The 11,561-nt window shown below is 63.8% G+C and carries 10 protein-coding genes; all 10 read left to right on the plus strand.

Annotation, left to right across the window (positions count from 1 at the left end; genetic code table 11):
* Positions 1-165: 165 nt before the first annotated feature.
* The 10 genes from BRAS3843_RS26570 (at position 166) to BRAS3843_RS26620 (ending at position 11,525) form a co-directional block, all read left to right on the plus strand.
* Positions 166-1,467, plus strand: a complete 1,302-nt coding sequence (locus BRAS3843_RS26570; RefSeq protein ID WP_008972201.1) for a sugar ABC transporter substrate-binding protein — start codon at positions 166-168, stop codon at positions 1,465-1,467.
* Positions 1,468-1,528: 61 nt separating this feature from the next.
* Positions 1,529-2,416 carry a sugar ABC transporter permease gene (locus BRAS3843_RS26575; protein WP_035982845.1) on the plus strand — a complete coding sequence of 296 codons (888 nt, stop codon included), beginning with the start codon at positions 1,529-1,531 and terminating at the stop codon, positions 2,414-2,416.
* 4 nt (positions 2,417-2,420) lie between these two features.
* Positions 2,421-3,248 carry a carbohydrate ABC transporter permease gene (locus BRAS3843_RS26580; protein ID WP_008972203.1) on the plus strand — a complete coding sequence of 276 codons (828 nt, stop codon included), beginning with the start codon at positions 2,421-2,423 and terminating at the stop codon, positions 3,246-3,248.
* A 7-nt stretch (positions 3,249-3,255) separates the two neighbouring features.
* Positions 3,256-4,260 carry a zinc-binding dehydrogenase gene (locus BRAS3843_RS26585; RefSeq protein WP_008972204.1) on the plus strand — a complete coding sequence of 335 codons (1,005 nt, stop codon included), beginning with the start codon at positions 3,256-3,258 and terminating at the stop codon, positions 4,258-4,260.
* A gap of 6 nt (positions 4,261-4,266) precedes the next feature.
* Positions 4,267-5,337 (plus strand): sn-glycerol-3-phosphate ABC transporter ATP-binding protein UgpC, encoded by a 1,071-nt coding sequence (ugpC, locus tag BRAS3843_RS26590; protein WP_008972205.1) that lies wholly within the window; start codon positions 4,267-4,269, stop codon positions 5,335-5,337.
* Entirely contained in the window at positions 5,334-6,293 is a 960-nt protein-coding gene (locus tag BRAS3843_RS26595; protein ID WP_008972206.1) for a sugar kinase, read from the plus strand. The genes ugpC and BRAS3843_RS26595 overlap by 4 nt, the downstream gene beginning before the upstream one ends.
* Complete coding sequence (locus tag BRAS3843_RS26600) at positions 6,290-7,327, plus strand: tagatose 1,6-diphosphate aldolase (RefSeq protein WP_008972207.1); 1,038 nt, start codon at positions 6,290-6,292, stop codon at positions 7,325-7,327. The genes BRAS3843_RS26595 and BRAS3843_RS26600 overlap by 4 nt, the downstream gene beginning before the upstream one ends.
* A 39-nt stretch (positions 7,328-7,366) precedes the next feature.
* A complete protein-coding gene (locus BRAS3843_RS26605) occupies positions 7,367-8,491 on the plus strand; it encodes a mandelate racemase/muconate lactonizing enzyme family protein (protein ID WP_008972208.1) in 1,125 nt (374 codons plus the stop codon).
* A gap of 919 nt (positions 8,492-9,410) precedes the next feature.
* Positions 9,411-10,091 (plus strand): response regulator transcription factor, encoded by a 681-nt coding sequence (locus BRAS3843_RS26615; protein WP_008972211.1) that lies wholly within the window; start codon positions 9,411-9,413, stop codon positions 10,089-10,091.
* A 150-nt stretch (positions 10,092-10,241) separates the two neighbouring features.
* Positions 10,242-11,525: a HAMP domain-containing histidine kinase gene (locus BRAS3843_RS26620; RefSeq protein WP_244425477.1), complete on the plus strand. Its 1,284-nt coding sequence runs from the start codon at positions 10,242-10,244 to the stop codon at positions 11,523-11,525.
* Positions 11,526-11,561 lie beyond the last annotated feature (36 nt).

Here is an 11,561-nt window from a genome sequence, read left to right on the forward strand (position 1 = left end):
GAACCGCAAAGTAGCGAGAATATCGCAAATCTGGCGCAGATTATGTGCATTGTCCATTGCTTGACACCACCATTGTGAGGTCTATTTTGTAACCGTTTTCAAAGGGTTTTAAACCTGTTCAAAATGGTCCGTCAGCTTAAGGCGGCCAGCCGGGAGGAGAGTTCGATGAAGGCCAGGATGCTCGCGACGCACGTCGCGTTGCCCGTTTTCGCGATTGCCGCGATGACTGCGCCGTCGCGCGCAGCCGATTTCGACTGGATGAAGTTCAAGGGCAAGACCGTCACCTTTCTTGCCAACAACAATCCGGTCTCGCAGGCGCTGCTGACCTACAAGGCCGATTTCGAGAAGCTGACCGGCATGACCCTGAAGGTCGACGGTTATCAGGAACAGCAGATGCGCCAGCGTCTGGTCACGGTCATGAATGCGAACAGCGACGAGGTCGACGTGTTCATGACGCTGCCCTCGCGCGAGGGCGAGCAGTTTGCCGCCGCTGGCTGGTACAGCGATCTCACCGCGATGGCCAAAAACGAGGTGGCCAAGGATTATGACCCGAACGGACTAAGCCAGGCCTTGCTGAAGGCGGCCACCTTCGGCGGCAAGCTGACCAGCATGCCAATGAACATCGAAGGTCCAATCTTCTATTACCGCACCGACATCTTCAAGAAATGTGGTCTCGAGGCACCGAAGACCATCAAGGAGGTCGAGGCGGCCGCCGAGAAGATCAAGACCTGCGACAGCACGCTGACGCCGTTCGTCTCGCGCGGCCTCAAGCCCGCGGTCGCCTACACCTTCAGCAACATGCTGCACAACATCGGCGGCAGCTATATCGCGAATGGCAAATCGAACCTTTGCTCGACCAAAGGCAAGGAAGCGCTCGACACTTATAGCCGACTACTGCGTGACTTCGGCCCGCCCGGCGTCGTCAACTACAGTTTTCAGCAGATTTCCGCGCTCTATCGCAGCGGCCGAGCTGCGATGGCGTTCGAATCCTCGAACGAATTGCGCACGGTGATGGAAGGCGGCGCGCGCTTGAAGGACACTGGTCTGTTGCCGTTCCCCGCGGGCGATGCCGGCCAGGTGCCGACCACGATCGGCTGGGGCATGGCGGTGTCCTCCCACAGCAAGCAGCCGGATGCGGCCTGGTATTTCGTGCAATGGGCGACAAGCCCGGAGGTGCAGAAGAAAATGGCGCTCCAGGGCATTGCCCCGCCGCGTCCCTCGGTCGCCAATGACCCCGAATACCGCAAGTGGATCGACGAAGAGCCGGTCCGCAAGGAATGGCAGGCCGCGCTCGACGTGCTCGCCACCAAGGGCTCATCCGAAGTCGGCTATCCCATCGTCGCCAATCCGCAATCGCGCGAGTTCATCGGCCAGGCGGTGCAGGATTTGATCCTGAAGCAGAAACCGATCGACCAGGCCTGCGCGGATGCCGACAAGGCGCTCGACGCGCTTATCGCGCTGAACTAGCCGCCCGATGACGGCTGGCTTCGCACCGGCCGGAAGCTCATTCGATCGAGGACACGAATGCATGTCTGACACGGCTGCGACACTCACGCAGGACCGGCAGAAGCTGGAAATGGCGGCGCTTTCGGCGCCGGCCGTGATCTTCACGGTCGCGATGATCGCGTTTCCGGTCGTCTACACGATCTGGCTCGGCTTCCAGACCTTTTCCTCGACCGGCAAGCAGTCCTTTGCGGGCCTCGCCAATTATTCGAAGCTGGTCTCGGACATCGAGTTCTGGCACGGGCTGTGGATCACGATCGCGCTGTTCGTGCTGTCGCTGACGCTCCAGCTCGTCTTCGGCATCTGGCTCGCGTTGGTGCTGTTCCACGCCAGGCGACTGCCGGGCATCGTGCGCTCGCTGTTCATCTCGCCCTTCATGATGCCGCCGGTGGTGGCCGGCATGATGTGGCTGGTGATCCTCGATCCGTCGCTTGGCGCTGCGAACTATATCCTGCAATCGTTCGGCCTGCCACCGTCGGACTGGCTGGCCTCGCCGTCCCTGGTCATTCCGACCGTCGCGCTGATCGACAGCTGGCAGTGGACGCCTTACGTCGCGCTGATCGTGCTGGGCGGATTGCAGTCGCTGCCGCCGAGCGTCTACGAGGCTGCACAGATCGACGGCGCATCGCCGTTCAAGACGTTCCAGCGTATCACGCTGCCGCTTCTGCTGCCGACCATCGTGACTGCGGCGATCCTGCGCAGCGTCGATCTCCTGCGCTTCTTCGACATCATCTATATCACCACCCAGGGCGGCCCGGGCAATGCGTCGAACACGCTCAACATCTACGGCTTCCGGGTCGGCTTCGAGTTCTTCAACATCGGCTATGCCAGCGCCCTGATGCTGACGCTGACGGCGATCGTGTTCGGCGCCGTGCTTGCCTTCAACCGCCTGCGCAGCGCCGTGGCGTGGTGACGTCATGAACGATGCCGCCAACACCGACCGCTGGATCCGCTGGCTCAACACATTGCAGCTCGTGCTCGCCGGCGTGCTGATCATGGCGCCGACGGTCTGGATGGTGCTGTCCTCGTTCAAGCCATCCTTCGAGGTCACGGCCTATCCGCCGACGCTGATCTTTTCGCCGACGCTCGAAAACTATGTCGAGCTGACCAGGACCACGCCGTTCCTCAGCTACGCGCTTAACAGCCTTGTCGTCACCGTCGGTTCGACCGCGCTCGGGTTACTGTTCGGAATTCCCGCCGCTTTCGCCGTCTCCTGGACCCGCATCTCGTGGCCGGCGATCCTGACGCTGGCCGCGCGCATGGCACCCGGGACGCTGTTCCTGCTGCCGTGGTATGTGATGTTCCGGCAAATCGGCATGATCGGCTCCTACACTGCGCTGATCCTCAGCCACGCAGTCATTACGCTGCCGATCGTGATCTGGGTTCTGTTGCCGTCCTTCGATGCCATTCCGCGCAGTGTTTTCGAGGCGGCGCAGGTCGACGGATGCAGCGTCACGCGTATCCTCTGGCGCATTGCGATGCCGCTGGTGGCATCAGGCATTGCGGTCTCGGCGATCCTCGCCTTCGTGTTTTCGTGGAACTACTTCCTGTTTGCGCTGGTGCTCTCCAATGGCGACACCAAGACGTTGATCGCGGCAGCCTTCAACTTCATCGGCGAAGGCTCGACGCAATGGGGCGCTCTCATGGCAGCTGCGACGCTGATCGCATTGCCGCCGCTGGTGCTGGCCGCTCTGGTTCAGCGCTGGCTGGTGTCCGGACTGACGCTCGGTGCAGTGAAAGGCTAGGTATCTGATGAACGTGTCCGCCCGTCCAAATTCGGTCATGCAGGCCGCGGTCTTTCACGGCAACGACCGCATCACCATCGAACGTGTGGCGATGCCGGACGTCGGCACTGGCGAGGTGCTGGTCCGCGTGTCGCGTACCGCGCTGTGTGGCTCGGACTTCAAGCTCTGGCACAAGGGAGCCGAGTTCACCGCCGGCCACGAGATCTTTGGCGTGGTCGAGCGGCCCGGTCACCGCCTGCATGGCCGGCGCTGCGCCGTCTACATTCCCTTGCACTGCGATCGCTGTGCAGCCTGCAAGCGCGGCGACACCCAGATGTGCCTGGAAGTCTCCAGCCTGATCGGCTGGAACAGGCCGGGCGGCTATGCCGAATATGTGCCGGTGCCGGAAAACTGCCTGCTGCCGGTGCCCGATGATATCGAGGACAGCCTCGCGCCACTTTTGCTCGACACGATCGGCACATCAGGTCACGCCGTGCGCTTCGTCAGTCGCGTGGTGCCAGCGAACGAAGCCGGGCCAGTTCTTGTGATGGGCGCGGGGCCCGTCGGCCTTGGCGTCGTGCTGGCGCTCCGCGCGCTCGGCTATGACGATGTCTACGTCGCCGATCCCAATGCAGCGCGATTGAAGATCGCGCAATCCTTCGGCGCAAAGGCCCACCCCGTCGGCGACACCTCCAGGCGCTTTGAGCTGATCATGGAATGCTCGGGGGCGCATGCGGCGCGCAATCTCGGCATCGAGCTCGTACTGCCACGCGGCGCGCTGGTGCTGGTCGGCGAGAACGCCGCGCCCTGGACCATCGAGGAAGGCAAGGTCTTCCGCCGCAAGGATTTCTACATGATCCGGACCTTCTACTTCCCGGTCTCGGATTTCGAGCCAAACGTCGAGCTGCTGCGCAAGTACAAGGACGAGTACCGCGTCCTCGTCGACGGCGAGTTCGGCTTACAGACTCTGCCCGAAAATTTCGCCCGCTTCGCCAAGGGCGAACTGATCAAGCCTGTGCTGGCGTTGGGCTGAGCGATCATGGCCTCGATCTCGATCCGCAACCTGGTCAAACGCTACGGTAATTTCACCGTGATCCCCGATCTCAATCTGGAGATCGCTGACCACGAGTTCGTCGTCTTCGTCGGCCCGTCCGGCTGCGGCAAGTCGACCTTGCTGCGGATCATTGCCGGCCTCGAGCCGATTTCGTCCGGAGACCTCTATATCGGCGATAAGCGGGTCAATGGCGTCCGGGCCGCGCAGCGCGACATTGCGATGGTATTCCAGGATTACGCGCTCTATCCGCACATGCGCGTCTACGACAACATGTCGTTTGCGCTGGAACTGCGGGGCACGCCGAAGGCGGAGATTGACGCTCGGGTGAAGCGCGCCGCAGCCCTGCTGCACATCGAGCCTTATCTGGACCGCAAGCCGAAGGAGCTGTCCGGTGGCCAGCGGCAGCGCGTCGCCATGGGCCGCGCCATCGTGCGCAATCCCAAGGCGTTCCTATTCGACGAGCCGCTGTCCAACCTCGACGCAAAGCTGCGCGGGCAGGTGCGCGCCGAGATCAAGGCGCTGTCACAGGAGCTGAAGACCACCATGGTCTTCGTGACCCACGACCAGATCGAGGCCATGACCATGGCCGACCGGATCGTGGTGCTCCAGAGCGGCACCATCCTGCAATACGACACGCCGGAGACGGTTTACGAGCGGCCGGCCAACCAGTTCGTCGCCGGCTTCATTGGTTCGCCCGCCATGAACTTCTTCCCGGTCGAGTGGCGCGACGAGCGTGCGATCCTTTCGCAGGGTGCGACAGCGGTGCCGCTGGACGGCGAGACCGCAGGCCGCCTGCGTCAGCCCGGCAATGCCGTGCTCGGCATTCGCCCTGAGCATTTCGCCGTCGTGACCGACGCCGATGGCATCGCCATCAACGTCAAGCTGGTCGAGCCGCTGGGCTCGGATACGCTGCTCCACTTCGATCTCGCCAACGTCTCCGCCATCGCGCGGGTCGACCCGTCGCTGCGGCCGAAGATCGGCGATCGGCTCAGCCTCCGTCCGCAGCCGGGCAAGACGCATTTGTTCGATGCCGCCAACGGACAGGTTTTGCGGTGAGCGCGTCGGTCAACATCGGCAATCTCTCGGCGCTGGCGGACGTCGCGTCCAAAGCCAAGCCTGTGCACGTGATCTGTCTCGGGCTGTCGGCGCTTGACCTGGTCTGGCGCGTCGACCGGCCGTTCGCGGGCGGAAGCGAGAAGATCAAGGCCGTCGAGTACGGCACGCTCGGCGGCGGCATGGCCGCCAATGCGGGCGTTGCGGTGGCAAAGCTCGGCGCGTCCGTCGCGTTCTGGGGGCGGGCAGGGAATGACGCCGCGGGTCAGGAGATGAAATCGGCCTTCGCCGCTGAAGGTGTCGACGTCGAAAACTTTCGGCTGTTTCCGGAAGGGCGCTCCTCCGTTTCAGGCGTCATCGTCGACAGTTCCGGCGAACGGCAGATCGTCAATTTCCGCGGGCTTTTCCCGGAAGCCGCGGACTGGCTTCCACTCGACGCCGTCGCGCACGCTTCGTCCGTGCTGGTCGACCCGCGCTGGGTCGAGGGCGCCGCGACGCTGTTCCGGGAAGCGCGCTCGCGCGGCATTCCGACCGTGCTCGACGGCGACGTGGCGGATCCCGACGTGTTCGAGCGGCTGCTGCCGCTGACCGACCACGCCATCTTCTCCGAGCCTGCGCTCACGGCCTTTGCCGGATCTGCGAAGGACGAGTCCCTCGCAGCGCTGGCGCGTTTCGGCTGCCGCGTCGTCGCCGTGACGCGCGGCGAGGATGGCGTGAGCTGGTACGAGAGTGGCCACCTGCACAGGCAGGCCGCCTATGCCGTCGACGTCGTCGATACCACGGGCGCAGGCGACGTCTTCCACGGGGCCTATGCCCTGGCGATCGGCGCTGGTCTCAACGTGCGCGCCGCCATGGCGTTTTCGGCGGCCACGGCTGCCATGAAATGCCGCCACCCCGGCGGCCGCAACGGAATCCCCACCATCAACGAGTGTCTTGTATTTATGAGGACGAAGCCATGAGAACGATTGGAAAGAACCGCGGCCTGGCACGGCTTGCTGACGCGGATGGCCACTTTCGCATGGTCGCACTAGATCAGCGGCCCCCACTGTTCGATGCCATCGCCAAGGCAAAAGGCATCACGCGGGAGCAGGTCGAATATTCCGACGTCACGGCGGCCAAGCGCCTCCTCGTCGAGAACCTTGCCCCGCATTGCAGCTCGATGCTGTTCGACCCGAACTTCGCTGTGCCTGCCGCGATCGACCTGCTGCCGCCGCGCTGCGGACTGATCATGACGCTGGAGGAGCATCGCGTCGAGGAAACCGCGGGCGGCCGCAAGTCGCGCGCGATCACCAATTGGAGCGTGGAAAAGATCCGCGCCATGGGTGGCGACGCCGTCAAGGTCCTGGCCTGGTACCGGCCGGACGCCGATGCCGCGGTGAACGAGCACCAGAAGACGTTCGTGCGCGAGATCGGCGAGGACTGCGCCCGCCACGACATTCCCTATGTGCTCGAACTTCTGGTCTATCCGTTCCTCGGCAGCGCCAATCACACCGCCGACTACGTGGAATCGCCGGGCAAGCTTTCGGGTCTCGTCATCGACAGCGTGCGCGAGTTTGCCAAGCCCGAATACGGCGTCGATCTTCTCAAGCTGGAGAGCCCGCTTGCGGCCAACGGCCTGCCGGCCCGTGATGGCAGCGCGGAAGAAAAGGCTGCGCAGAAGGAGTTCGATGCGATCGGCGACATCTGCCGCGAGCGGAGCATTCCCTGGGTGTTGCTGTCGGGTGGCGCTGTGCCCGAAAAGTTCGAACGCGTGCTCGACTACTCCTATGCCGCGGGTGCGAGCGGCTTCCTGGCGGGCCGCACCATCTGGCTCGATGCCGTCCTGAAGAATTTCCCGGACCGCGCGGCGGTGTCGGCGAGCCTGCGCAAGGATGGCCTCAATGTGCTCGAACGGCTCAGCGAGTTGACTACGGCCAAGGGCACGCCCTGGAAGGCGCGCTATCCGGTGTTCACCGATATCAAACAGGAAGGTGACTTCGCGCGCGCCTACTGAGATTATGGCGGCTCCGCGCGGTCTCGCAGGATCTGCAACATGACTGACAGCTTCACCATCCGCTCGATCGAGGCATTCTGCTATCGCTATCCCTTGGCGACGCCGGTGGTGACGTCGTTCGGCAAAATGCTCAACCGTCCGGCCGTCTTCGTCCGCGCGGTCGACGAGGACGGTGTCGAGGGGTGGGGCGAAGCCTGGTCCAACTTTCCGGCATCGGGCGCGGAGCATCGCGCTCGGCTCGTCAATGAGGTACTTGCGCCCGGTCTCGTCGGGCGCAGGTTCGACGCGCCCGCTCAGGCGTTTGAGGCTCTTTCCAAAGGTACCGAAGTGCTCGCGCTTCAATGTGGCGAGCCCGGTCCGTTCGCACAGGCGATTTCGGGCATCGATCTGGCACTGTGGGATCTCTCGGCGCGTCGGCAGCGCCTGCCGTTGTGGCGGCTTCTCGGTGGGCAGTCGCGCAGGATCAAGGTCTATGCCAGCGGCATCAATCCGGGCGGCGCGACGCAGACGGCCGAAGCCGCGCTCAAGCGGGGCCATCGCGCGTTGAAGCTCAAGGTCGGCTTCGGCGCAGATACCGACCTCGCCAATCTGGCCGCGCTGCGCGGACTTGTCGGCGCCGGCATGCTCGCCGCCGATGCCAATCAGGGCTGGTCAATGGCGCAGGCGCTTCAGATGCTGCCGCGGCTTGCCGAATTCGATCTGCGCTGGTTGGAGGAGCCGATCCGCGCCGATCGGCAGCGCGAGGAATGGCGCAGTCTGCGCGCCATAGCGAAGATGCCGATTGCTGCTGGCGAAAACATTTCAAGCATCGAAGCCTTCAAGGAGGTTCTGTCCGAAAGCGTGCTTGGGGTGGTTCAGCCTGATATTGCGAAATGGGGCGGCCTCAGCCTCTGCGCCGGGCTAGCTCGCGACATCCTGGAGGCGGGCAAGACGTTTTGCCCGCACTATCTTGGCGGAGGTCTCGGCCTGCTCGCGTCCGCGCATCTTCTCGCCGGTATCGGAGGTGATGGCTGGCTGGAAGTCGATGCCAACGACAACCCGTTGCGCGATTTGTTTTGCGGCTCGATCATCAACGTGACGGAGGGTACCGTTACACTGGGCGAAGACCCCGGGCTCGGAATAGTGCCCGATCTTCCCTCTATCGAACGCTATCGCAGCATCTAGACGAGAGGGAAGAGACCCTGTTGGCTTCCGGCCGCAATGGGGTGATAGAAACCAAGGCAGGATCGCCGGTTCGGCTGAAGGCGACCGCGCCAATATTGCATTCTGTTCTCGCGAGGCGTTCAGCGCGGATGATAGCTGCGCCGGCGCTTGAGGACTCAACGCCGTCACGAGCCGCAGGACCATCATCGCTCATCACGAAGGATCGGGCGACGTAGTAGTTACGCTCAGCTCCGCTCCGAGCCGACCTTTGGCGACGATCAGCGCGCAGACGGCGGCCCGTACATCCCCATCACATGCCGCGATAATCCGGTCCGCCGCTAGCTCAAGGGCATCAGGCTCGAGCTGGCGAATTTGCGAGGAAGGTGCTCGCGCGCCATGACAGGACCGTCAAACATGGTGGCTACGATCAATCCCATCGACGCAGTCTGGACGTGGTCATTCGCTCTCTCCATGACATCAGGCCGAACCAGGCCGGTTGGTCATCGAGGTGTGAACGATCGGTTGCGATTCAAACGCACGATTTGCTCACCGCATTTCAACGGCCCGTGACCCGATGCGCTGCGACCACGATCGTGCGAATGCATAATGTCCGTGGCCCCTGAAACGACAGCACGCCCGTCGACGTCATATGATCCAGCGCAGTTCGCAGCGGAGCCTGGAAGATGATCGCGACGTTGGCAGGACAGATCGCCCTTATGCTGGCGCTGCTCGCGAGGCGCGCAACCGACATCATGAACTGCAATTTAATGGCGCCCCGGCCGCCGCGGCACTACCTCGTAATGCAGCGGGTGGCCGGTAGTAGGCGGCATCAACGCCGCACGTTCGAAACGGGCGGGCGTCGAGCATGACACCGCGCGCCGCCGAGCCTGCGCATCCGCACCGCGCGCCAAGGCGCAGCGGGGAACGTAGGACGATAGTCATGAACCGGATTCTCCTGATCGAGGACGACACCGAGACCGCCGAGGCGATCGTCGCCGAGCTCGCTGATCGCGGCTTCGAGGTGCAGTGGGCCGGCGACGGTGTCGACGGTCTCGGCCGGGCGCGTGCCTCGAGCCCCGATGCGATGATCGTCGATCGCATGCTGCCGGGGATGGATGGGCTGACTGTCATCGAGGCGTTACGTAAGGATCACGTCAGGACGCCCGTGCTGGTGTTGAGTGCGCTCGGCGCCGTGGATGACCGGGTGCGCGGGTTGCGCATGGGCGGAGACGACTATCTCACAAAGCCATTCGCGCTCGTCGAACTGGTCGCGCGCATCGAGGCGTTGCTGCGCCGACCGATCGATAGCCGTGAAACCATCTTGCATGCTGGGCCGCTCGAGCTCGACCTGATCGAGCGGACTGCGCGACGCGGCGAGCGCAGGCTCGATCTGCTGCCGCGCGAACTCCGTCTGCTCGAATACATGATGCGCCGGAACGATCAGCTGTTGACGCGCGCGATGCTGCTCGAGGAGGTCTGGAACTACAAATTCGTTCCCGCGACAACGAACCTGATCGACGTGCATATGGGTCGGCTTCGGCACAAGGTGGACGGTCCCGGAGAGACACCGCTGATCCACAACGTCCGAGGCTCCGGCTTCGTTCTGCGCTCGCGGCAATAGGGGCGGGTGATGCACCAGATCCGGTTGATCCGCTCCAGCACGTTCCTTTGGGCCCTGGCCGTGGCGGCCGCCTTCGCGCTGTTCGTGGTCGCGTTGTTTTCATACATCTACTGGCAGCTCGATGGTTATCTGGTCGCGCGATCCGATCGCATGATCACCACGCAGATCAGCTTCATCGCTGACCTCCCGCCCGCTCGGCGTATCAGCGCCATCGCGGATCACCTCGCGCAGGATTCGAGGGGCGTGCAGTACGCGGGACTGTTCGATGCCGCCGGCACCCGCCTTGCCGGCAACATCGATCGGGTACCGCGCGAGCTGGGACTAGATGGAGCGGCGCAGGGCGTGCGGCTCGATCTGTTCAAAAAGCCGGGGGGACATCCGCCGGTCGTCAGAGTGGTCGGCACGCGTCTGGATGGCGGCGATGTCCTGGTGATGGGACGGAACGTCGATGAGACGCACGAGATATCGAGCGTGGTCGGCCAGGCCTTGGCCCTGGGCTTGCTGCCGGCCTTAGGCCTCTGCCTGCTCGCCGGTGCGTGGCTGAGCTTGCGTGCCCAGAGACGCGTGGAGGAGGTCAACCAGCGGGTCCAGCGCATCGTGGCCGGCGAGCTGCGCGAGCGGCTCCCGGAGGGTGGAACGGACGACCCGTTTGCACGGCTGGCCAGGATCGTCAACGGCATGCTCGACGAGATGGAGATGATGATCAGTGCGCTCGCCGGCGTTGGCAACGACATTGCTCATGATCTCAGGACCCCGCTGACGCGCGTCCGCCTGGCGCTGGAGCGCGGGAGGACGCATGCGGCAACGCTGCAAGAGTTCCAGGACATTACGGACAAGGCCATCGGCGGCATCGACCAGTCGCTCTCAATCGTCACGGCCTTGCTGCGCCTGACCGAGATCGAGAACAGTCGCCGCATGGCAGGTTTTGGCGACGTCGCGCTCGACGAGATCCTGCGGGAAGTGTGCGACGTCTACGAGCCGATCGCCGAGGACAAGCGTGTCGGGCTCGGCGTCGTCAACGAGCGCAATGTGAAAGTATGGGGTGACCGGGACCTGCTGTTCGAGGCGGTCGCCAATCTCGTCGACAATGCCATCAAGTTCACGCCGTCGGGCGGACGGGTGGAGCTCACTCTGGAAGCTGAGGACGACACGGCGCTGGTGCGCGTGAGCGATACCGGACCCGGCATCAGCGAGCAGGAGCGCGAGGCGGTGCTGCTGCGGTTCTACCGCTCCGACAAGATGCGCCATACGCCGGGCGTCGGGTTGGGGCTGAGCCTGGTGGCTGCAATCGTCAAGCTGCATGGTTTCCGGCTGGTCATTGGCCCCGCTCCCGGCGGGCGGATCGAGATCCTTGCCTGGACCGGGAGGGCGGGCAAGCCCGTCACGCACCGGTCGCGGACGTTGCTGCACGCAGACGCGAGCCAGATGGAATGAGCCAAGTGACTCCCGATGCTTTCGAGATCAATCAGC

The sequence above is a fragment of the Bradyrhizobium sp. STM 3843 genome, assembly GCF_000239815.1.
Taxonomy (GTDB): Bacteria; Pseudomonadota; Alphaproteobacteria; order Rhizobiales; family Xanthobacteraceae; genus Bradyrhizobium.

What these genes read in the sequence shown, in the direction of transcription:
- BRAS3843_RS26585 (WP_008972204.1), top strand. Translation starts at nt 3,256, where the DNA reads ATGAACGTGTCCGCCCGTCCAAATTCGGTCATGCAGGCCGCGGTCTTT.
- ugpC (WP_008972205.1), top strand. Translation starts at nt 4,267, where the DNA reads ATGGCCTCGATCTCGATCCGCAACCTGGTCAAACGCTACGGTAATTTC.
- BRAS3843_RS26580 (WP_008972203.1), top strand. Translation starts at nt 2,421, where the DNA reads ATGAACGATGCCGCCAACACCGACCGCTGGATCCGCTGGCTCAACACA.
- BRAS3843_RS26615 (WP_008972211.1), top strand. Translation starts at nt 9,411, where the DNA reads ATGAACCGGATTCTCCTGATCGAGGACGACACCGAGACCGCCGAGGCG.
- BRAS3843_RS26570 (WP_008972201.1), top strand. Translation starts at nt 166, where the DNA reads ATGAAGGCCAGGATGCTCGCGACGCACGTCGCGTTGCCCGTTTTCGCG.
- BRAS3843_RS26605 (WP_008972208.1), top strand. Translation starts at nt 7,367, where the DNA reads ATGACTGACAGCTTCACCATCCGCTCGATCGAGGCATTCTGCTATCGC.
- BRAS3843_RS26575 (WP_035982845.1), top strand. Translation starts at nt 1,529, where the DNA reads ATGTCTGACACGGCTGCGACACTCACGCAGGACCGGCAGAAGCTGGAA.
- BRAS3843_RS26600 (WP_008972207.1), top strand. Translation starts at nt 6,290, where the DNA reads ATGAGAACGATTGGAAAGAACCGCGGCCTGGCACGGCTTGCTGACGCG.
- BRAS3843_RS26620 (WP_244425477.1), top strand. Translation starts at nt 10,242, where the DNA reads ATGATCACCACGCAGATCAGCTTCATCGCTGACCTCCCGCCCGCTCGG.